The sequence below is a fragment of the Pseudomonas fluorescens genome (assembly GCF_005938625.1).
GTDB lineage: Bacteria > Pseudomonadota > Gammaproteobacteria > Pseudomonadales > Pseudomonadaceae > Aquipseudomonas > Aquipseudomonas fluorescens_BD.
The window spans coordinates 25,919-47,099 of record NZ_VCNJ01000026.1 but is presented as its reverse complement, the minus strand read 5'-3'; the positions used below and the strand labels follow the sequence as shown (position 1 = coordinate 47,099).

The following is a 21,181-nucleotide window of genomic DNA, read 5'->3' as shown; positions in this document are numbered from 1 at the left end:
CAGGGGGCAATGGATGAACCGCAATGAACTTCGCAAGGCCGACATCAACCTGATGGTGGTGTTCGAGACCTTGATGCTCGAGCGCAACGTGACCCGCGCGGCCGAGAAGCTGTTTCTCGGTCAGCCGACCATCAGTTCGGCGCTCAATCGCTTGCGCACGATGCTCAACGATCCGCTGTTTATCCGCGTCGGCCACCGCATGGAGCCGACCGCCCGCGCCGAAGATATTTTCCGCCATCTCAAGCCTGCGCTGGACTCGTTATCGGTGGCGCTGAGCCTGACCCGCGATTTCGATCCTGCCATCAGCACCATGACCTTTCGCATCGGCCTGTCCGATGATGTCGAGTTCGGCCTGCTGCCGCCGCTGTTGCGTGCGTTGCGCCAGGAAGCGCCGAACGTGGTGTTTGTGGTGCAACATGTCGATTACTGGCGCATCCCCGATCTGCTCGCGGCGGGCGACATTACGGTCGGCATCAGCCAGACCCGAGGCCTGCCGGCCAATGCCAAGCGCAAACTGCTGCGGCACATCCAGCCGAGCATCCTGCGCGCCGACGCCAGCGATACACCGCTGACGCTGGATGAATATTGCGCGCGTCCGCACGTGCTGGTTTCGCACACGGCCAATGTCAGTGGGTTTGCCGATGAGTGGCTCGCGGAACTCGGGCGCACCCGTCAGGTGGTGCTGTCGGTGCCGCAATACAGTGCGTTGCCAGCACTGCTGGCCGGCACTGATCTGATCGCCAGCCTGCCGGATTACACGGCGGCGGCCATGGCCACTTCGGGGCTGCTGTTCAAGGAGCCTTTTCCGTTCAAGACGCCGACGCTGGACCTGTCGATGGTCTGGCTCAGTCATGTGGACAGCGATCCGGCCGAGCGCTGGTTGCGTTCCAGGCTGGAGCAATTCATGAGCGAACGGCCATTGACCCCATCCTGAGCCATAACACACACTTTGTGGGAGCGAGCTTGCTCGCGAAAGCGGAGTATCAGGCACCTCAAGTGTCGCTGAACGATCGCATTCGCGAGCAAGCTCGCTCCCACATTGATATGTGAAAGTCCCCGAGAAGGTAGGACAGAGCTGTGCTATACGTACGACCTTTCTGCCAACTCACCGGGGATCTGCAATGCCACACCTGCACATGGAATACACCGCCAACCTGCCGCAGTTGAACGCCGACGTCGCGTTGATCCGCCTCAACAACACGCTGGTGGGCTCCGGTCAGTTTGCGGCGGAGTTCGATATCAAAAGTCGTGCGATTAAAGTCGAGACCTTCAAGGTCGGCACCGCCATGGCCGAGCGAGCCTTCGTTTATGTGAAGCTGGCGCTGCTCAGCGGGCGTTCGCCGCAGATCAAGAAGCAGTTGTCAGAAAGCTTGCTGGCGGTGTTGCAGGACCTATGCGAATGGCCGACCGGCGTCGAAGTGCAGTTGTGTGTAGAACTGGTCGACATGGATCGCGAGTCCTACAGCAAAACCGCGATTGGTGTGTAGGACTCAGGCCGCTTCGAGTTCGCTGCACACCTTGACCACCTGCTCGCGCAACCAGAGGTTGGCGCTGTCCTGATCAACGCTCTGGCTCCACTGCATGTCGAGGGTAAAGCCCGGCAATCCGTTCGGCGCCTCACAGTGATTGAACACCGCTTCGTTGGTCAGCAAGCGCTGGATGCGGCGGGGCAGGGTGAGGATGAAGTCGGTCCCGGTGATCATTTTCAATGCCGCGCTGTAGCTGTTCGAGCGCGCGACGATCTGGCGCTTCTGCGCTTGCCGTGCCAGCCAGCCATCGACCATGTTGGTGGTTGATGTCCACGGCGTCGGAAATACATGCCGGCGTTCGGTGAAGGCTTGCAGGCTCAGGCGCGGTTCCAGTGGCGTGGCACGTTTGTCGAAGACGCAGACCAGATCATCTTCCAGCAGCATCCGTGATTTCAGGTCGGTGTGATGGCGGTGGAAGTTGGGGCCGAAGCTGATCACCAGATCGAGGCTGCCGTCGCGCAGTTCATCCGCTGGGACGTCGGTCTCGAATTTGTGCATGTTGACCATCACCGGCAAATCATCGAAATCGAAACGCTTCAGCAAGCGCGGCAGAATCAGTTGCTCGAAGTATTCCGGGGCGCAGATGTTGAAGGTGACGGCTTGCTGGGTCGGGTCGAACGTTGGGGCGCCGGCGTGGCACAGGTTGATGCTTTCGAGGATCTTCTGCACATGGCCGTACATGGTGCAGGCCTTGTAGGTCGGACGCATGCCGGTGCGGGTGTTGATAAACAGTTCGTCTTCGAAACTGGTGCGCAGTTTTTTCAAACAGTAACTGACGGTGGACTGGCTGACGAACAGTGTTTCTGACACATCGGTGACGCTGCTCTGCTCATAAACGGCGATAAACACCATGAGATCCTGCATGTCGAGCTTTCGAAGCAAGTTACTGTTCAGCATCCGTACTGTCTCGCTGTGCTTCTTGCGCTGAATCCGCGCAAACGTGTGCGAACGATCGTAGCGGAACGATGGTGCCAGGAGAAACCCCTGTAGGACATTTCACGGTCAGTTGTGGGACAGAAAGTTTTAGTAACACGACGTCAACAATTAAACCGCACAAAGATGGCCAGAGGCCTCTAGCTCAATGCAGGAAAGTGTCGAGCGTAATGTCGAGGATTGAAGCGCCAGACCATCAACAACATCACGGTCATTACAGCCGTCAACGACCACCAGGCCCATTCGAAGCTGCCGAGTCGATCGCGAATCACGCCAGCCAATAGCGGCGAGAGGCCGGCGATCAAGTAGCCAATGCCCTGCACGAAGGCGGTCAGGCCGCCGGCGCGTTGCGGGTTGTCGAGGTGGTCGAGCGAGACGATCAGGCTCATCGGAAACAAACCGCCGATGCCCAACCCCAGCAGGCACGGCCACAGCAGGCTGAACTGTTGCGGGCTGAGGATCAGGCCGCAAAACCCGGCGATGATCAGCGTCAGTAATGCCATCAGAATCACCCTGCGATCCCGGCTGCGATTGGCGATAGCGGGAACCACCAGGCCGGAAATCACCTCCATGGCCGTCAGAAAACCTAACAGCAGCCCGGCGTTTTGTTCACTCCAGCCTTTTTCCACGTAGTACGGTGCGATCCAGGCCAGCACGCAGGTGTAGGACGCCGTCCCCAAACCAAAGAAGATGGCCAGTAACCAGGCGCGGGAATGGGTGAAGAATGAATCTTTGCTCGCTGCCGCCGGCGCCGTGGAGGTCAGCTGGCCGCGTTGCGACCACCAGAACAGAAACGCCAGTAATGCCAGGATCGCCCAGATGGCCAAACCGCTGCGCCAGCTTCCGGTTTGCACCATCACCAGTGGTGCAAACGAGGCCGCAATGGCTGCGCCGCCCATGATCGACGTAACATACAAGCCCATGCACAGCGCGACGTTGTCGGCGAAGCGCGATTTGATCAGCGCCGGCATCAACGCCTGAATCAGTGCAATGCCGATGCCGGCGAGCACGGCGCTGGCGATCAGTTCGGCTGCTGATTCGATAAACAGCCGCGACAGCGTCGCCAGGCCAATGATCAGCAACGACAGCAGTACCGTCCGTTGTTCACCCAGCCGCTGACTGATGCCGAGACCGAAGAACATCGCCAGCCCCATCGCCATCACCGGCAGCATGGTCAGCAGTGAAGCGACACTGAAGCTCAGCGGGATATCACCGCGAATGGCCGACAACAAGGGGCCGACTGCTGCCATCGACGGACGTAAATTGAGCGCGACCAGAATAATGGCAAGCATCAACCAGACTGCGGGACGAGCGGTGGCGCGGACGTTTTCCATCATCAGACCTTTGGACAGGGCAGATGATTAGGCGCGGAGCGGGCTAGTCCGGGCAAACCAGAAAATCCACAGCAGTATTTAAAAAGTCGATACCTCGCCACCCTCGGTGGGAGCGAGCCTGCTCGCGAAAGCAGATTGCCAGCGAAAATATTGGATGTGCCGGCTTCTTCGCGAGCAGGCTCGCTCCCACAATGGACAGCCGCGTTGTTTTTACTGAATAAAAGCTGAACCATTCTCAAATACTTCGCAAGTTTCAGCGTATGACCCAATGCCAACTAATCGTTGGCGTCTTTTTCACAAAAAATTGATGGTTGCCTGCTTAAAGTTTGCCATGCCTTAGTTAATGAAATTTTCACAATTGAAATTTCTTTCATGGAACGAGGCTCTTCTTTTCAGGAATCGCCCTTTCTATGTTGAAGTTAAAAGCCGTGCGCCCGGAATGGGTGACGTTGATTGCCAGCGCCTTTCTTTTAATCGGCTGCAATGTTGTGCTCTGGCAGCACCTGTTCGAGATCACCGCCGCCGATGGCAAGGGCATCGCCATGCGCTTGGCCTTCGGGGTGATGATCCTGGCGGCATTCAATATCGTGCTGACGCTTCTGGCTTTTCGGCCGTTGCTCAAACCGCTGTTGACGCTGATATTTCTGATCAGCGCCGGGGTGGCTTACTTCATGAGTCAATATGGCGTCATGATCGATGCCGGCATGTTTCGCAACTTGGCCGAAACCAATGCAACGGAAGTGCGTGATCTGCTCTCGCTGAAGTTGTTTGCTTATATTCTTTTGCTCGGTGTCTTGCCATCATTTTTGTTGTGGAAGTTGCCGATTGATTATCGTCGCTGGCACCGTGAGTTATTCAGTAAATTTATTGTCAGTGTCGCCTCGGCAGCGGTAATTGGCGGGGTGGCCCTGGCCAACTATCAGGGCTTGTCTTCACTGTTTCGCAATCATCACGAAATTCGCCTGATGTTAGTGCCGAGCAACTACATTGGTGCGTCGGCCGGTTACCTGCGTGAACAAGTGGTTTCGGCGCAGCAACCGTTCGTCAAGATCGGCGAAGACGCCGAGCGCAATCCGGATGTGAAGCTTCAGCCGCGTAAATCCCTGACCGTGTTAGTCGTGGGCGAAAGCGCCCGGGCGGAGAACTTCGGCATCCTCGGTTATGACCGCGACACCACGCCGAAACTGGACAGGGAAGCAGGATTGATCGCCTTTACCGACGTGCACTCGTGCGGCACTGAAACCGCCGTTTCAGTGCCGTGCATGTTCTCCAACATGGGCCGCAAGGATTACGACGCCAGCAAGGCGAAGAATGAAGAAGGTTTACTCGATGTGCTCAAGCGTGCCGGGATCGACGTGATCTGGCGTGACAACCAGTCTGGCTGCAAAGGCACCTGTGATCGAGTCACCCTGCAGGATGTCAGCAACCTGAAGGACCCGGCGCTGTGCGCCAACAGCGAGTGCCGCGACGAAATCCTCCTGCAAGGTTTGCAAAGTTTTATCGATCATCTCGATAAGGACACCGTTCTGGTTCTGCATCAAATGGGCAGCCATGGCCCGGAATACTTCAAGCGTTATCCGAAGGAATACGAGCACTTCACGCCTGTTTGTGAAAGTAACGCGCTGAACAATTGCAGCCGCGAAAGTATCGTCAACGGTTACGACAACACGCTGGTGTACACCGACCATGTGCTATCGAGCCTGATCGATGTATTGCGCAACAATCAGGACAAAGTCGATACCGCCATGTTGTATCTGTCGGACCACGGCGAGTCACTGGGTGAGTACAACCTGTTCCTGCACGGTACGCCTTACATGCTGGCGCCAGAGCAACAAAAGCATGTAGCGATGCTGGCGTGGTTCTCCGACAACTATCAGAAGGCCTATTCGGTCGATACTCACTGCCTGCAGTTGAGCCGCGACAAACCCCTGAGCCAGGACAACCTGTTCCACTCGATGCTTGGCCTGCTCGAGGTCAAGAGCAAGGTCTATCAGCCGGGTCTGGACATGTTTGCCGGTTGCCGTGGCGCGGTGATCGACGGCGTGCTCGCGAAGGAATGAGGCCAATCGGCTCCGTCGTTCTGACGCGACGGGTCTGTCTGTTTCCTCTGTCAGACTATTCTTGCTCTTTGGCAGGACATTTCGTTACAGCTCTTGCCCTTCGCAGGCGCGTAAATCGCCGGTGGCGATATATACTGCGCGCCATTCTTCAAGGGAGAGCCGTGTGGCCATCGATATTCACTGGATTCGCGACAACGAAAGCCTCGCGCAGTTTTGCGCCGAGTGGCAGCAGCTGCCGTTCGTTGCCCTCGACACCGAATTCATGCGGGTCGACACTTTCTATCCGATTGCCGGCCTGTTGCAGGTCGGCGACGGCAAACGCGCCTACCTGATCGATCCGCTGACCATCAACGCCTGGCAACCGCTGGCCGCATTGCTGGAAAACCCTGCGGTGCTCAAAGTCCTGCACGCCTGCAGCGAAGACCTCGAAGTGCTGTTGCGCCTGACCGGCAGCCTGCCGGCGCCGATGTTCGACACGCAACTGGCCGCCGCTTACCTGAACCTCGGTTTCTCGATGGGCTATTCGCGGCTGGTGCAGGAAGTGCTCGGTATTGAACTGCCGAAGGGCGAGACCCGTTCCGACTGGTTGCAGCGCCCGTTGTCCGAGACGCAAATCAGCTACGCCGCCGAAGATGCGGTGCATCTGGCGGAGGTTTTCGTACAACTGCGGCCGAAACTGTCTGACGACAAATTCGCTTGGGTGCTGGAGGACGGTGCCGAACTGGTTGCCAATCTGCGCCGCGAAACCGACCCTTACGAGGTCTATCGCGAAGCCAAACTGGCGTGGAAACTGTCCCGCGCGCAACTGGCCGTTCTGCGTGAGTTGTGCGCCTGGCGTGAAAAAGAGGCCCGCGCCCGTGATCTGCCGCGCAACCGTATCGTCCGCGAGCATTCGCTGTGGCCGCTGGCCCGCACGCAGCCGGACAATCTTGCGGCGCTGGGCAAGATCGAAGACATGCACCCGCGTACCGTGCGTCAGGACGGCCAGTTTCTGCTTGATCTGATCAAGCGCTCTGGCAGTGTGGGGCCTGATCAATGGCCGCCGGCCGTAGCGGAGCCATTGCCGATCGAAGCCGCTGCGTTGATCAAGCAACTGCGCGCATTGGGCCAGGCTGAGGCCGAGCGTCTGGGCATTGCCCCGGAACTGATGCTGCGCAAGAAAACCCTCGAAGCCCTGGTCAAAAGTGGCTACCCCGAGGGTCCTTACCAATTGCCTGAGTCGTTGCGTGGCTGGCGCCGCGAACTCATGGGCCAGAAGCTGCTCGACAGCCTGGCCACCGCCGGAGAACAGCCTTGAAACGTATTTGTTCCATCTACCAAAGCTCCAAGCGCAGCGGCATGTACCTTTATGTGCTCAAAAGTGATGCGCTGGAGCGTGTGCCGGAAGCGCTGATGCTGGCGTTCGGCAAGCCGAAGCATTCTTTCGACCTGGTGCTGTCGCCCGAGCGCAAACTGGCCAGCGAAGACATCGTTGTGGTCCTGGAAAACCTCGACAAGCAGGGCTACCACTTGCAGATGCCGCCGGCCGAGGACGAGTACATCGAGCACTTGCCGGAAGAGTTGCTGCGACGCAACGATCCGGTCTGATCTGCGAGGCTCTGTTCTGAGTCTCGGTTTACCCTGGAACTGTTTTTACCGCGATGGCCGTCCGAATCCGGCGGCCGTTTGCACGGTTTGCGAAAGGTTTGAAGATGCGCGTTCTGATTGCTGAACACGACCACGCGATATACGCCCGGCTGCTGCGTCAGGCAGCGCCCGAGCTTGAAGTACTGACCAGCGGCGACTCCGCCGAGCTGGCCCGTCAGGCCGCCGATTGCCCGGTGTGGCTGGGCCAGCCGGACCTGCTCGCGACCCTGCTGCGCCAAGGGCATCAGCCACAATGGCTGCAATCCACTTGGGCCGGCATCACGCCACTGCTCGCGGACGGTTTGCGCCGCGATTACCGTTTGACCCGTGCGGTGGGGATTTTCGGTCAGGTGATGGCCGAATACGTCCTGACTTACATCCTCGGCCACGAGCGCGAAGTGCTCGCGCGACTGGTCAGCCAGGTCGAACGCAAGTGGGACAACCGCAGCGGCCAGAGTCTGGTCGGGCGCAAGGTGTTGATCGTTGGCACCGGTGATATCGGCCAGAGCGTGGCGCAGTTCCTGCTGCCATTCGGCATTGAGCTGTACGGCATCGCCAGCAGCGCCCGCGAGCAGGCGCCGTTTGTCGAAGTCGGTTCGATGGCCGATCTGCCACGGCTGGTGGGCGAGGTGGATTACGTGGTCAACCTGCTGCCGAACACCGAGCACACCCACGATATCTACGACGCGGCGCTGTTCAAGCAATTCAAACCGACCGGGTTGTTTATCAACGCCGGACGCGGTGTCGCGGTGGTTGATGCGGATCTGGTGGAAGCGCTGAAGGAAGGTCATCTGGCGGGGGCGGTGATCGACGTTTGCCGTCAGGAGCCGTTGCCGCAACGGCATCCGTTCTGGACCGCGTGGGGTTTGCTGCTGACCGGGCACAGCTCGGCACCGACGTCACCGGCGTTGATGGTGCAGCTGTTTGTCGAAAACTTGAAGGCGTATCAGGCGAGCGAAGCGTTGCGCGGGGAAGTGGATTTCAATCGCGGGTATTGATCTCCTTGCTTCAGATCGTTCCCACGCTCCGCGTGGGAATGCAGCCGGGGACGCTCTGCGTCCCATTGGAACGCGGAGCGTCCCTTGAGTCATTCCCACGCGGAGCGTGGGAACGATCATTTGCGGTGTGGCTTAGAGGGTGAAGTCGCCTTCGGCCGCCAGTTCGTTCAGCGGACGGCGCGGGCTCGGCTCTTCGCGGGCTTGCAGGTATTCCGCCAGCGTTGCCTTGTCACCGAGTTTACCCACTGCCACGGCCGCGTGCAGCGCGTAACCTTCAGGAATATTCAACTCCTTGCGCGTCAGTTCCTGATCGAAACCGGCCATGCCGTGGGTGTGCCAGCCACTGATGCTCGCTTGCAGCGCCAGATGCCCCCACGCCGAACCGGTGTCGAAGGTGTGCCACAACGCCGGAGTTTCTTCCGTCGCTCCGGGTGCAGTGAAAGTGGTTTTCGAAATAACGATCACCAGCGCCGACGCATGCTGCGCCCAGCTACGGTTGAATTCATTGAGCAGACCCAGGTAACGCTCCCAGTTCGGTGTATCGCGACGTGCATAGAGGAAGCGCCAAGGTTGCGAGTTGTACGCCGAGGGCGCCCAGCGTGCGGCTTCGAAGAAGCTCAGCAGGGTTTCTTCCGGGATCGCTTCGCCGGTGAAGGCGCGTGGCGACCAGCGGTCGGTAAATTGCGGGTGAATGGCGTAATCGGCAACGCGAGGGTTGGCACTCATCGAGAGATTCCTTGCTACGTTTGAGTCAGGGATTTGAATGAAAACCCGGCGGGATCAGTTGCGCTGAACGATGGGGTTTTCCGAGCCTGAGGGTTCACCACAATGCAACGCGGTCGAGCGTTAATGGCTTGCGGGCAAGGCTCCTTGCGACTGGCAAAGCTACGCGCCGCCACAAAAACTGACAAGTCCCGCGCAACCGGCAGTCGCCAACGCTTGGCCCGCAAGGCCTTGAGCACTAGACTGGCGGCCTTTTCACCACCTGATGTTGATGCTTGAGCCATGGCCGCCGAAGTCGAACCGTTCTGGATACGCAAAACCCTCGATCAACTGGATCACCAGGAATGGGAATCGCTGTGCGACGGCTGTGGTCTGTGCTGCCTGCAGAAACTCGAGGATGAAGAAGACAACAGCGTTTATTACACGCGCATCGCCTGCAAATTGCTGGACCTGAAAACCTGCCAGTGCAGCGATTACCCGAATCGCATCAAGTTTGTCCCGGACTGCATCCAGCTCACCCCGGGCCAGGCCGAAGAGTTCAAATGGCTGCCGCCGACCTGCGGTTATCGGCTAGTCAGCGAGGGCAAGGATCTGCCGTTGTGGCACCACTTGGTGTGCGGCGACCGCGACGCCGTGCACCATGAACGGATCTCCCAATCCGGGCGCATGCTTGCCGAAGGCAGCGTGCCGGAGGATGACTGGGAAGATCACCTGATTTTCCGCGCAGGTTAAACACCTGCTGATTCAAGCTTTACCAAGGAGTGCGTATGGCTGTCGGATTGCCGCAAGCGTTGATGATTGCGCTGCTGGCGTTGAGCGCGCCGGTCTGGGCAGCGAAGAAAGTCGATCTGGATTATCACGTGCGCCTGTTGCCACAGAGCGATCAGGCCGAAGTACGTCTGACGTTGGCCAAGGGCGAAGCGGTGCGCAGTCTCGATTTCGATCTTGGCGACGGCAGCCATTACAGCGACTTCAAGGCTGACGGCCAGTGGCTGCTGAGCCCGGGCAAACAGGCGCGCGGGGTCTGGCGCCCCGCCAGCGAAAAGTCCAGCCTGACCTACCGCGTACGCATCAGCCACGGCCGCAAGAACGGCAGCTTCGACACGCGCATGACCCCAAATTGGGCGTTGATGCGTGGCGACGAACTGGTGCCGCCGGCCAAACTCGATCAACAGGACGGCACCGAACTGGTTGCGCGTCTGCATTTCGAATTGCCCGACGGCTGGAAGAGCATCGAGACCGCGTGGCCACGCATCGGCAAAAACAAATTCCGCATCGACAATCCCTCGCGCCTGTTCGACCGTCCGACCGGCTGGATGCTCGCCGGCCACCTCGGCAGCCGCCGCACACGTTTGGGCGAAACCGAAGTCACCGTGGCCTCGCCGCAAGGGCAGGGCATGCGCCGTATGGATGTGCTGACGTTGCTGACCTTCGTCTGGCCGCAGGTGCAGGCGGTTTATCCTCGACATCCGGTCAAACTATTGATTGTCGGCGCCAACGACCCGATGTGGCGCGGCAGCCTCGGTGCGCATGAGTCCATCTACCTGAACACACGGTTGCCGCTTGTCAGCGAAAGCGGCAGCAGCGCTTTGGTGCGTGAGCTGGCACAAGGGTTCGGTAGGATTAACGACGAGCAGCGCAGTGACTGGATCAGCGAAGGCTTTGCCGAGTATTACGCGATCGAACTGGTGCGCCGCGCCGGTGGCATGAGCGATGAGCGTTATCAAAGTTTGCAGGCGAAACTGGCCAGGGACAGCCAGAAAGTCACGACCTTGCGCGGCGAGCAGATCAGCCCGGCGCAGGTGGCGAAAGCAGTGGTGCTGTTGCAGGAACTGGACGGCGAGATTCGTTTGAAGACGCGCAACAAGCGTTCGCTGGATGATGTGTTGCGTGGGGCGATGCATTTGGGGACGGTGAGTACCAAGGAGTTTGTGCAACTGGCGGAGAGCGTTCTCGGTGAGTCCTCCAAAGTCCTTGATACCGCGTTGCTACAGTAAAGATCAAAGATCGCAGCCTTCGGCAGCTCCTACCTGTGGAATGCGTTTTCCCTGTAGGAGTTGCCGAAGGCTGCGATCTTTTGCTTTTAAGCTATCAAACCCCGGCTTTCGGCGATTTCACCGAATCATTGCCGGTCACGGTGGCGGTGCTGGTCGCCGCCTCGGCATTGGCCTTGAGCTTGCTCAGCTCTTCGCCGGCCCGCTCGATCTTCGCCCGCACATTGTTCATGTCCTGACGACTCTTCTCGATCAGGCTTTTCACCGAACTGTGCCCGGTAATCCCGCGCGCCATGGCCACGCCGCCAATCGCTACCTGAATCAAACCGAACACACCGCCACGGCGCAGGCCCTTGCCAACCATGATCACGCCGCCCGCGAGCGAGCCGATGCGTTCCCAGCCTTCGACGTTCTGCTCGGAACGACTCTGGAACGGGGTGGATTCGATACGTTCGACGCGTTTGAGTTCGGTCATGATCTTTCTCCAGGCAATGAGTAATCGATAAACAAGCTGACTGCCAGAGCGGTCAGCTCGTTCCATCGGATGTGCGACGCTTCAGCGGAATTTTGGCCCGGAGCGGGTGTTCAAGCCTTTGGCCATGCGGTCGTAGAGCACGACGTTGACCGTGGCGGCGAGGTTCATGCAGCCGGTGGTCGGGATGTACACGACGTCTTCGCACCAGTCGCGGATCTCTTTATCCAGCGAACCGTCTTCGGGGCCGAAGATGTACAGGGCACGATCCGGGTGAGTGTATTCCGGCAGCGGGCGGGCGCCCTCGACCAGTTCCACGGCGACGGGCACGCAGTTGAGCGGGAGGATCTTTTTCAGATCGTCGATGCCGATCAGCGGGATGTCGTAGTGCACGCGTTTGGTGTCAGTGACGAAGTCGGCGGCGCGTTCATAACGCTTGCCGGTGTAGAACACCGACGCCGCGCCATAGCAGCCTGCGGCGCGCATCACCGAACCGACGTTCTCCGGTGATTTGGGGTTATACAAACCAATGCAGCTGTACCGTTTGTCTGCCACGAGCGGGATGCCTTCGGGAAAAAGAGCGCGATTATACGGGGATTGGGCGGTTGTGGTCAGATCATGGGTTGGCGGTGCCCGAACGGCCGCCTTCGCGAGCAAGCTCGCTCCCACAGTGGTTTTGTGTATGACACCGATCCAGTGTGGGAGCGAGCTTGCTCGCGAAGGGGCCAGTCAGGCCAATGAAGAACTTTAATCTTCTTTTTTCATGAGACCGGCCAGGGCGGCAAACGGGTTATGCGTGGCCTTGGCAATCTTCGGCGTGCTCAGCGAGCCTTCGCTGAAGTACTGCTGATCGGTATACCGCGAATGTTCGTTGTCGTGGCAATACAGGCACAACAATTCCCAGTTCGAGCCGTCTTGCGGGTTGTTGTCGTGGTTGTGGTCGCGGTGGTGCACGGTCAGTTCGCTCAGGCGCTTGCCGGAAAACTCACGGGTGCAGCGGCCGCAGACGTGCGGGTACATCTTCAGGGCCTTGTCGCGGTAGCCCATTTCCTTGTCGCGCTGGTTGTCGGCGAGGATGCGATCCAGCTTCGACGTGTTGGTTGGGGTGGACGAACTCATGGGTTCACCTTTGTAAAAGACTAATGACGGTTATGCGCAGAGTTTAGCTCAGCCCTTGACCTTCTCGGCAATCCAGATTGTGTGGCGCGTGCCCTTGTTGCCGTGGGCGAAGACCTGGACCTCTTCGGCCTTGAAACCGGCCTTCTTCAATTTGTCGGAAAACAGCCGATCAGCGCTGGCCGACCACACGGCGAGCACGCCTTTCGGGCGCAAGGCTTTGGCGCAGGCATTCAGACCCGCGGCGGAGTACAGCCAACTGTTGGCCTTCTGCGTCAGGCCTTCGGGGCCGTTGTCGACGTCGAGCATGATCGCGTCGAAGCCGTTCGGTTCGCTTTGCAGCACCTTGGCCACGTCTTCCTGACGGATCACCGTGCGCGGATCGAGCAGCGGGCGGCCCGACTTCTCGCCGAGCGGGCCACGGTTCCACTCGACCACGCCGGGCACCAGTTCCGCGACCATCACTTCAGCGGTCTTGCCCAGATGCTTGAGCGCCGAGGCGAGGGTGAAACCCATGCCCAGACCGCCGATCAGTACCCGCGAATCCGGCCGGCCAGCGACCTTGCGGCAGGGAATCTCAGCCAGTGCATCTTCGGAGCCGTGCATACGCGTGTTCATCAATTGTCCGCCGTCGCCGCCCTGGATCTTGATGACGAAATCCTCGCCATACTCGAACAGGCACAGGGCACCGCCGCTTTCAGGGATCGGGGTGGTGTCGAGCAGAACGAAACGTTTCATGGAAATCTCTACAAGGGGGAAGGCAAGCAGGCCCGTTGGGAGTAGCCTGAGCGCAGACTAGAGGCCAAACGGAGCCCTTGATGAAGCGCACCATTCTAACGGTCATTGCCCTGGCCGTGCTCTCGATTACTGCAGTGCAGGCGCAACAGATAATTCCGGTCAGCCCGGCGCCGCAGCCCGGCTCGCCCGGGACAGCGACACCGACGCCGTATCCGCAGATCACGCCGATCAACATTCCCAAGTCCGGTGCCGGCAGTGGCAGTCCGCCGCTGGTGCCGATCGAAATGCCCAGCCCGCCGAGCAAGGATCAGCCGGTTCCGGGTATCGAACCGACCGGCACCAAGGCGAAAACCCCCGGCGGTTAAACCTGTTGCGCCGCCAGTTGGCCGTCGGCCATGCGCAGTCGTTTCGACAGGGAGACGGCTAGGGCGCGGATGATCTTCGCGGCGATCTTCGGCGCGTCGTTGAGCATTTTTTCCAGCGAATCCTTGCCGAGGTTCAATAGCTGGCAGTTAGTCGCGGCGATGCAGGTGGCCGAGCGGCGTTCACCGTCGAGCACGGCCATTTCACCAAACGCCCGACCGCTGCGCAGGGTGGCCATGATGATCACCTGACCATCGGGCCCGGTTTTCTGCACGGCGACCTGGCCGGTGTGGAGGATGCACATGAAACTGCCGGCATCGCCCTCGCGGAAAATCGCTTCGCCTTCAGCCACGGTGCTGATGCTGAAGTAGCCGGAAGCGGCCGCAAAATCGGCCAGCTGCAATTGATCGAACAGGCCGCAGTCCATCAGCCAGTCGCGGATTTCGTTGTTCAGGAAGGTCGGTTCTGACATGTCGTCACGGTCTTTTTGTTTTCACTGTTTCAGGCTTCACACGGTCCCCATGTAGGAGCTGCCGAAGGCTGCGATCTTTTGATCTTGCCTTTGAGAAAATCAAAATCAAAAGATCGCAGCCTTCGGCAGGTCCTACAGGGGATCTGTGGAGTATCGGCCTCTTGGGTCTGCAATTAAGACCCAAGTGACCGACGGAGTTCCTCAGGCCAGACCCAAAACCTTGAAAACAAATGCGTATTCGAGTGCTACGTCACGTAATCCCTGATAACGCCCGCTCATCCCGCCATGCCCCGCGCCCAGTTCGGTCTTGAGCAGCAGCACATTGTTGTCGGTCTTGGTCGCGCGCAATTTCGCCACCCACTTGGCCGCTTCCCAATATTGCACGCGGCTGTCGTTGTAGCCGGCGATCACCAGCGTCGCCGGATAATCCTGCGCGCTAACGTTTTCGTACGGCGCGTAAGCCTTGATCCGCTCGTAAACATCCGGCTCCTCTGGGTTACCCCACTCGTCGTACTCGGTGACGGTCAGCGGCAGTTCCGGGTCGAGCATGGTGTTGAGCACGTCGACGAACGGCACTTCGGCAATCGCCACGCCGAACAGATCCGGACGCTGGTTGAGCACCGCGCCAATCAGCAAACCACCCGCGCTGCCGCCACTGATCGCCAGTTTCTCAGCTGTGGTGATGCCGTTAAGGATCAGGAATTCGGCGCAGGCAATGAAGTCGCTGAAGGTGTTGTGCTTGTGTTCCTGCTTGCCGGCGCGATACCAGGCCTCGCCCAATTCACCGCCGCCGCGCACGTGAGCAATGGCGAAGGCCATGCCACGATCCAGAAGGCTCAGGCGGGCGTGAGAGAACCACGGATCAAGGCTCGAACCGTAAGCGCCGTAACCATACAGATACAGCGGCACCGCTTGGCCGACCATTTCGCGCTTCATCACCAGGCTGATCGGCACTTGCGTGCCGTCCGGCGCAGTCGCCCACAAACGCTGGCTGACGTAAGCGTCGGCGTCGAACGGGCCGAGTACCGGGGTTTCTTTCAACACCGCTTGTTCGCCGCTGGCAAGGATCAACTGGCGCACCTGTGCCGGGCGATTCAACGCCTCGTAGCGCAGACGAATGCGGTCGCTCTCGAACTCCAGGCTGTTTTGCACATACAGGCTGTAGGCCGCATCCGGCAGTTGCACGCGATAAGGCGCCAGGCCATGCGGGTGAACCTCGATGATCGGCAGGCCACCTTCGCGCAGGCTCAGGGTCATGGCCTCGGTGTTGAGGCTGACGCCATCGAGCATCACCGTATCGCTGTGGGGGATCAGGTTTTGCCAGTCGGCTTCGGTCGGCGCGATGCCGGTGTCCGGAGCCTGATACAGGGCGTAGTTGATGCCGTCACGATTGGTGCGGATAAACCATGTCCACACGCCATCGAGCAGGCCGTGATCGACGTCATATTCATGATCTTCGACCCGTGGCGCCAGGCAGGTGAAGGGCAGGTGCGGTTGATTGGCATCCAGCGCCCAGACTTCACTGGTGGTCTTGCTGCCCAGCGACAGCAGCAGTTGCTGCTCGGAGCTGGAACGGTAGCAATGCAGGAAGAAACGCCCGTCTGCCTCGTGGAAAACTTCTTCGGCAGCAGTGCCATCGAGGCGATAGCGGAACAACTTGTGTGGACGATGGGTGTCGTCGAGCACGCCGAAAAACAGGGTCAGGCTGTCATTGGCCCAGGTCATGCTGCCGTCGCAGTCTTCGAATTCCAGTTCGCTGACTTTGTCGTTGGCCAGTTCCTTGACGAACAGCGTGTAAATCTCATCGCCCGAGGCGTCGACGCTGTAGGCCAGACGCTGGTGATCCGGGCTGATGCTGAACGCACCGAGCGAGAAGAACCCGCCGTTGGCCAGCACATTCGGATCGAGCAGCAATTGTTCGCGGCTTTCGTCGAGGCTTAGGCTGTCGTCCGCCGGGCGTGGGCAGCGGTAGTGCCGGGCGTATTCGTCGCCCGCCGTGGTGCGCGTGTAATACAGGTACGGGCCCCATGGCGAGGGCAGGGACAGGTCGGTTTCAAGAATCCGGCCCTTGATCTCTTCGAACAGGGTTTCACGCAATTCGGCCTGATCGGCGGTTTGCGCTTCCTGCCAGGCGTTTTCGGCCTTGAGGTAATCGAGCACCGCGTCGGTGTCGCGCTCCTGCAGCCAGGCATACGGGTCGGCACCGGGCGCCTTGTGGGCAATCGGGGCACTGAGGACGTTGGCGGATTGGGGCATGAAAGGCTCTCGGACAATGTACGGAATAAGGGTTTTCGCGGATCTTGAAACCGCCGCAGCCCCCTGTGGGAGCGAGCTTGCTCGCGAAGGCGTCGTGTCAGATGACATTTGTTTCACTGACCCACCGCTTTCGCGAGCAAGCTCGCTCCCACAGGGTTTGCTGCCGGCCGTCTGGTATTGGGACAAGCCGCACGGGCGAAAAGTCGTTACTATAAGCGCCTCTTTGCCTGCCTTGCCATGGACACCATGACCGAGAACGACTATCTGATCGCCTGGGGCCTCTACGCCTTTGCCGCCGTGGGCTGCCTGTTGGTATGGATGCGCCTGACCACCTGGATGTGGCGCTGGTTGCGCGAGCCGCTGCGCGTGCTGATGGCAGTGTTGCTGTTCAGCCCGACCATCATTGATCCGGTGAAAGCCAAGGTTGCGCCGTCCATTGCCATCACCGCGCTGGACCTGGCCTTCAAGGTCGGCAACAACGCCTGGCGGGCGATCTCCGATCTGTTCATGTACAGCATGATCGCTTTCGGCATCTACCTGATTTTCGTGGCGATCCGCTTCCCGATCGAGCGTGCTTCCCGTGCGCGTCGTGAACAGGCCGAAGCCGCCAAAGCCGCCGCTCGCGCCGATGATCGCGATGACGATCAACCGTTTGGCGGCGCCGGCGATGACCGTTATGGTCGTCCACCTCTGCCGAATAATCCGCAGCGCATGCGGGTCGAGCCGCGCCTGTAACCCGAGAGTCCGCACATGTGTGAATTACTGGGCATGAGTGCCAACGTGCCGACCGATATCGTGTTCAGCTTCACCGGCCTGATGCAGCGCGGCGGGCGCACCGGCCCGCACCGTGACGGCTGGGGCATTGCCTTCTATGAGGGTCGTGGCTTGCGCCTGTTTCAGGACCCGGCGGCGAGTTGCGAGTCGGAAGTGGCCAACCTGGTGCAGCGTTATCCGATCAAGAGCGAAGTGGTCATCGGCCACATTCGCCAGGCCAACGTCGGCAAGGTCTGCCTGTCCAACACTCATCCGTTCGTCCGCGAGCTGTGGGGACGCAACTGGTGCTTTGCACACAACGGCCAGCTCGCCGATTTCACTCCGATCAAAAGTTTCTATCGCCCGGTCGGCGATACCGACAGCGAAGCGGCGTTCTGCGATTTGCTCAACCGCGTGCGTGCAGCTTTCCCGGAGCCGGTCGATATAGAAGCGCTGCTGCCGGATCTGGTTGCCGCCTGCGCTGAATACCGCAGCAAAGGCGTATTCAACTGCCTGCTCAGCGATGGCGACTGGCTGTTCTGCTATTGCTCGACCAAACTCGCACAGATCACCCGGCGCGCACCGTTCGGCCCGGCGCGGTTGAAGGATGTCGACGTGATCGTCGATTTTCAGGCAGAAACCACGCCCAACGACGTGGTCACGGTGATCGCCACCGAGCCTTTGACCGAAAACGAAACCTGGACCCGCTACGAACCGGGCCAATGGAGCCTGTGGCGACGCGGCGAATGCGTAAGCCAAGGCAAGACCGAATAAAGGATTGCACCCCATGTTGCTCAGTTATGTACGGCTGGTGTTGTTTGCGGCGGGCCTGTTGATCGGTGTCCAGGTGCCGGGTTTCATCAATGATTACGCGAAACGCGTCGAGGCGCACCTGATCGAAGCGCAGACCAGTCTGCGCGGTTTTCAGGGCACCGCCGAGCAGTTTTTCAAGGGTGATATGCAGGCGCTGGTCGCGCATTACCGCGCCAGTGAAGATCCGATCTTCCGCAGCGACGCCGACAGTCTGAACACCTTGCTCACGCGTCAGGTGGCGCTGGACAAGCAGTTCCAGGCGATGCAAGGCCCGTGGTACATCCGCTTCCTGCAAGTGGTGCTGGCCGCCGATCCGGACATTCGCAAGGAAACCTGGAACGGCTACAGCTACCAGATCCTGCTGACCCCGGAAGCAATGATCTGGGGCATGAGCGGCGCGTTGCTGCTGTCGTTCGGCATTGAATGCCTGTTCCGCTTGATCGATTGGGTTGTTCTCGGCGGTCGACGCCTGCGCCAGAGCCGGCCGATCGAAGACCGCGACGTGCGCGGCCTCTGATGATCGTTCCCACGCTCTGCGTGGGAACGCCTCAACGGACGCTCCGCGTTCGGCTTTTGGAAGGGACGCGGAGCGTCCCGGGCGGCATTCCCACGCGGAGCGTGGGAATGATCATGGTGTCAGGGCGATGTAGTCAGTACCCACCTTGATCGCATACCCCTCCAGCACCTGCTGACACAACGTCACAATCTCCTCGACCCACTCAACGCCCACCCGCCACGAGACCACCACCTGCAAGTTCGGTGGCCGTTGATCAATGGCCAACAACGTCAATTCCCCCCGCGCCAATTCCTCAGCCACCAGCACCGGTGGCAGCACACCAATGCCAAATCCATCGCGTAACAACCGTGTGATCGCCGACACCGAATTCACGCAATTCAAGCGCGGCGCCAAGATGCCATTAGCCTGCATCAACGCCAGAAGATCCTGATGCGGTCGGGAGTTTTTCGAGTAAGTGATGATCCGTTCCTGCGCCAGTTCAGCGAGGTCGGCGTAGTCGCGGTTGTAGATTGAATTGCTGGCGACGATCCAGCCCAGCGGATGGCTGGCCAGCTCCAGACTGCGTACGCTTTCATGGCGCACCAGGTCAGTTTGCAGAACGATGTCGAGGAAACCTTTTTGCAGCTGATCGCAGAGGTTCAGCGAAGTATCCGCCACTAGCTCGATTTCCACCCGTGGATACAGATCGGTCATCTGCGCCACCAATGGGCTGAGCCATGTGTGGATTACCGTGTCCATCACGCCGATGCGCACCCGGCCGACCTTGCTCGAGCGGGTCTCGATCGACTGCTTCAGTGCCGACATCGTGTCGAGCATCTGCTCGGCATACTCCAGCACTTTCAGACCTTCGGGCGTCAGGCTGACACCACGCGAATCGCGCAAAAACAGCTTCACCCCCAGCTCGCCTTCCAGCACCGCAATGCGGCTGGAAATCGAGGCCTGAGTGGTGAACAGCTTGTCGGCGGTCAGGCGAAAACTCTTCAGTCGGGCGACCCAGACAAAGGTCTCGAGAAACTTCAGGTTCATGGGCAAGGCTCGGGTGACAAATTTTTCTTATGGCTAAGGCGGGTTTTTATTCGTTGGACGCGGCAGGGCCGCGCGACGAAAAATCGACGCATCCGGTCCCCACGATAGGCGTCGTCGGGGCTACGAACAAGACCAATAAAAAACCTGCGGAGATAAGCCATGCGTGCTCCCGACACCCTTGAAGCATCCACGGCCACGGCGCGTCCCGGGCCGTTCGACTGGTATCGCAACATCAATCAGCAGGAGCGCCGCACGTTCTGGAGCTGCAAGATCGGCTACGGTCTGGACGGCATGGACACGCAGATGCTCAGCTTCGTCGTACCGACGCTGATTGCGATGTGGGGCATCACCACCGGCGAGGCAGGGCTGATTCACACCAGTACCTTGATCGCCTCGGCCATTGGCGGCTGGGTTGCCGGAATTCTCTCTGACCGCATCGGTCGTGTGCGCACCTTGCAACTGACGGTGCTGTGGTTCGCTTTCTTCACCTTCCTCTGCGGCTTCGCGCAAAACTACGAACAACTGCTGATCGCTCGCACCTTGATGGGCTTCGGTTTCGGCGGCGAATGGACGGCTGGCGCGGTACTGATCGGCGAAGTGATCCGCGCCAAGGACCGGGGTAAAGCGGTAGGCATGGTGCAATCCGGTTGGGCGCTGGGCTGGGGGCTGACAGCCATTCTGTATGCGCTGCTGTTCTCGGTGTTACCGCCGGAAGACGCCTGGCGTGCGCTGTTCATCCTTGGCATCGTGCCGGCGATTTTCGTGATTTTCGTCCGCCGACTGGTCAAGGATCCGGAGATCTATCGTGAGGCTAAAGCCCAACAAACGCCGGAGAATCAATCGAAGTTCTACGAGATCTTCGCGCCGGGCATGCTCTTCACCACGTTCCGCGCTTCGTTGCTGACCACCGGTGCGCTCGGCGGTTATTACGCCATCACTTCGTGGCTGCCGACCTTCCTCAAGAACGAACGCGGCTTGAGCGTACTCGGCACCGGAGGCTATCTGGCGATGGTGATTGTCGGCTCTTACGTCGGCTACGTGATCAGCGCTTATCTGACCGATCTGCTCGGCCGCAAAAAGAACTTCATCCTGTTCGCAGTCGGTTCGTTCACCATCGTTCTGCTCTACACGCAGTTGCCGGTGAGCAACGGCGTGATGTTGTGGCTGGGCTTCCCGCTGGGCTTCTTCGCCTCGGGAATTTTCAGCGGCATGGGCGCGTTTCTGACTGAGCTGTTCCCCACGCGAATTCGCGGTTCGGGGCAGGGCTTCTGCTACAACATCGGTCGGGCGCTGGCGGCTTTGTTTCCGCTGCTGATCGGTCTGCTTAGCCAGAAAGTACCTTTGAGCGTCGGCATTGGTGCATTTGCTGCGGTGTCTTACGGCGTGGTGATTATCGCGGCATTGAGCCTGCCGGAAACCCGTGGCAAGCAACTCGATGCGCAGTAACTGATAACCTGC

General features: G+C 59.6%; 23 protein-coding genes. 13 read left to right on the top strand and 10 right to left on the bottom strand.

Going from position 1 to position 21,181, the window contains the following annotated elements; genetic code table 11:
* Positions 1-13 precede the first annotated feature (13 nt).
* Positions 14-934 (top strand): LysR substrate-binding domain-containing protein, encoded by a 921-nt coding sequence (locus tag FGA82_RS17080; protein WP_141127950.1) that lies wholly within the window; start codon positions 14-16, stop codon positions 932-934.
* 187 nt (positions 935-1,121) lie between these two features.
* Positions 1,122-1,487 carry a 5-carboxymethyl-2-hydroxymuconate Delta-isomerase gene (locus FGA82_RS17075; RefSeq protein ID WP_141127949.1) on the top strand — a complete coding sequence of 122 codons (366 nt, stop codon included), beginning with the start codon at positions 1,122-1,124 and terminating at the stop codon, positions 1,485-1,487.
* Between the two features lie 3 nt (positions 1,488-1,490).
* Here the strand turns inward: FGA82_RS17075 and FGA82_RS17070 are convergent, their stop codons facing one another.
* Positions 1,491-2,426, bottom strand: coding sequence for a LysR family transcriptional regulator (locus tag FGA82_RS17070; RefSeq protein ID WP_141127948.1), 936 nt, complete (start codon positions 2,424-2,426; stop codon positions 1,491-1,493).
* A gap of 176 nt (positions 2,427-2,602) precedes the next feature.
* Complete coding sequence (locus FGA82_RS17065) at positions 2,603-3,796, bottom strand: cyanate transporter (protein ID WP_141127947.1); 1,194 nt, start codon at positions 3,794-3,796, stop codon at positions 2,603-2,605.
* 410 nt (positions 3,797-4,206) lie between these two features.
* Between FGA82_RS17065 and FGA82_RS17060 the strand changes: the two genes are divergently transcribed.
* From FGA82_RS17060 to FGA82_RS17045, 4 genes are all read left to right on the top strand, one after another.
* Positions 4,207-5,856: a phosphoethanolamine transferase gene (locus tag FGA82_RS17060; RefSeq protein ID WP_141127946.1), complete on the top strand. Its 1,650-nt coding sequence runs from the start codon at positions 4,207-4,209 to the stop codon at positions 5,854-5,856.
* Between the two features lie 163 nt (positions 5,857-6,019).
* The gene (gene rnd, locus FGA82_RS17055; protein WP_093438244.1) at positions 6,020-7,153 is read left to right on the top strand and encodes a ribonuclease D; all 1,134 of its coding nucleotides are present in this window, start codon (positions 6,020-6,022) and stop codon (positions 7,151-7,153) included.
* Complete coding sequence (locus FGA82_RS17050; protein ID WP_007911350.1) at positions 7,150-7,443, top strand: YcgL domain-containing protein; 294 nt, start codon at positions 7,150-7,152, stop codon at positions 7,441-7,443. Before rnd ends, FGA82_RS17050 begins: the two co-directional genes overlap by 4 nt.
* A 104-nt stretch (positions 7,444-7,547) precedes the next feature.
* Positions 7,548-8,480 carry a D-2-hydroxyacid dehydrogenase gene (locus FGA82_RS17045; RefSeq protein WP_127926209.1) on the top strand — a complete coding sequence of 311 codons (933 nt, stop codon included), beginning with the start codon at positions 7,548-7,550 and terminating at the stop codon, positions 8,478-8,480.
* A gap of 132 nt (positions 8,481-8,612) precedes the next feature.
* Here FGA82_RS17045 and FGA82_RS17040 read toward each other — a convergent pair whose 3' ends face one another.
* Positions 8,613-9,206 (bottom strand): nitroreductase family protein, encoded by a 594-nt coding sequence (locus FGA82_RS17040; RefSeq protein ID WP_116028869.1) that lies wholly within the window; start codon positions 9,204-9,206, stop codon positions 8,613-8,615.
* A 279-nt stretch (positions 9,207-9,485) separates the two neighbouring features.
* Between FGA82_RS17040 and FGA82_RS17035 the strand changes: the two genes are divergently transcribed.
* Positions 9,486-9,935 carry a YcgN family cysteine cluster protein gene (locus FGA82_RS17035; RefSeq protein ID WP_141127945.1) on the top strand — a complete coding sequence of 150 codons (450 nt, stop codon included), beginning with the start codon at positions 9,486-9,488 and terminating at the stop codon, positions 9,933-9,935.
* Between the two features lie 35 nt (positions 9,936-9,970).
* Complete coding sequence (locus FGA82_RS17030; RefSeq protein ID WP_141127944.1) at positions 9,971-11,200, top strand: hypothetical protein; 1,230 nt, start codon at positions 9,971-9,973, stop codon at positions 11,198-11,200.
* 94 nt (positions 11,201-11,294) lie between these two features.
* Here the strand turns inward: FGA82_RS17030 and FGA82_RS17025 are convergent, their stop codons facing one another.
* The 4 genes from FGA82_RS17025 to FGA82_RS17010 all read right to left on the bottom strand — a co-directional run bounded on the left by FGA82_RS17025 (position 11,295) and on the right by FGA82_RS17010 (position 13,523).
* A complete protein-coding gene (locus tag FGA82_RS17025) occupies positions 11,295-11,672 on the bottom strand; it encodes a YgaP family membrane protein (protein ID WP_007911338.1) in 378 nt (125 codons plus the stop codon).
* 81 nt (positions 11,673-11,753) lie between these two features.
* On the bottom strand, positions 11,754-12,224 hold the full coding sequence (locus tag FGA82_RS17020; RefSeq protein WP_141127943.1) for an RNA methyltransferase: 471 nt from the start codon (positions 12,222-12,224) through the stop codon (positions 11,754-11,756).
* Between the two features lie 192 nt (positions 12,225-12,416).
* Positions 12,417-12,788, bottom strand: a complete 372-nt coding sequence (locus FGA82_RS17015; RefSeq protein ID WP_007911336.1) for a YajD family HNH nuclease — start codon at positions 12,786-12,788, stop codon at positions 12,417-12,419.
* 48 nt (positions 12,789-12,836) lie between these two features.
* Positions 12,837-13,523 (bottom strand): spermidine synthase, encoded by a 687-nt coding sequence (locus FGA82_RS17010; protein WP_141127942.1) that lies wholly within the window; start codon positions 13,521-13,523, stop codon positions 12,837-12,839.
* Between the two features lie 80 nt (positions 13,524-13,603).
* Here FGA82_RS17010 and FGA82_RS17005 point away from each other — a divergent pair, with 80 nt between their 5' ends.
* The gene (locus FGA82_RS17005; RefSeq protein ID WP_141127941.1) at positions 13,604-13,888 is read left to right on the top strand and encodes a hypothetical protein; all 285 of its coding nucleotides are present in this window, start codon (positions 13,604-13,606) and stop codon (positions 13,886-13,888) included.
* Here FGA82_RS17005 and FGA82_RS17000 read toward each other — a convergent pair.
* Positions 13,885-14,358 (bottom strand): cyclic nucleotide-binding domain-containing protein, encoded by a 474-nt coding sequence (locus tag FGA82_RS17000; RefSeq protein ID WP_141127940.1) that lies wholly within the window; start codon positions 14,356-14,358, stop codon positions 13,885-13,887. The genes FGA82_RS17005 and FGA82_RS17000 overlap by 4 nt on opposite strands.
* Before the next feature lie 201 nt (positions 14,359-14,559).
* Positions 14,560-16,614, bottom strand: coding sequence for a S9 family peptidase (locus FGA82_RS16995; protein WP_141127939.1), 2,055 nt, complete (start codon positions 16,612-16,614; stop codon positions 14,560-14,562).
* Between the two features lie 237 nt (positions 16,615-16,851).
* Between FGA82_RS16995 and FGA82_RS16990 the strand changes: the two genes are divergently transcribed.
* The 3 genes from FGA82_RS16990 to FGA82_RS16980 are packed head-to-tail and all read left to right on the top strand — an operon-like array spanning position 16,852 to position 18,697.
* Positions 16,852-17,349, top strand: coding sequence for an MFS transporter (locus FGA82_RS16990; protein ID WP_141127938.1), 498 nt, complete (start codon positions 16,852-16,854; stop codon positions 17,347-17,349).
* 15 nt (positions 17,350-17,364) lie between these two features.
* Entirely contained in the window at positions 17,365-18,141 is a 777-nt protein-coding gene (locus FGA82_RS16985) for a class II glutamine amidotransferase (RefSeq protein ID WP_008085906.1), read from the top strand.
* A 13-nt stretch (positions 18,142-18,154) separates the two neighbouring features.
* Positions 18,155-18,697 (top strand): DUF2937 family protein, encoded by a 543-nt coding sequence (locus FGA82_RS16980; protein ID WP_141127937.1) that lies wholly within the window; start codon positions 18,155-18,157, stop codon positions 18,695-18,697.
* A gap of 111 nt (positions 18,698-18,808) precedes the next feature.
* Here the strand turns inward: FGA82_RS16980 and FGA82_RS16970 are convergent, their stop codons facing one another.
* Complete coding sequence (locus FGA82_RS16970; protein WP_141127935.1) at positions 18,809-19,723, bottom strand: LysR family transcriptional regulator; 915 nt, start codon at positions 19,721-19,723, stop codon at positions 18,809-18,811.
* Between the two features lie 159 nt (positions 19,724-19,882).
* On the opposite strand from FGA82_RS16970, the gene FGA82_RS16965 reads away from it, so the two are divergent.
* Positions 19,883-21,169 carry an MFS transporter gene (locus FGA82_RS16965; protein ID WP_007911315.1) on the top strand — a complete coding sequence of 429 codons (1,287 nt, stop codon included), beginning with the start codon at positions 19,883-19,885 and terminating at the stop codon, positions 21,167-21,169.
* The last annotated feature ends 12 nt before the right edge of the window (positions 21,170-21,181 follow it).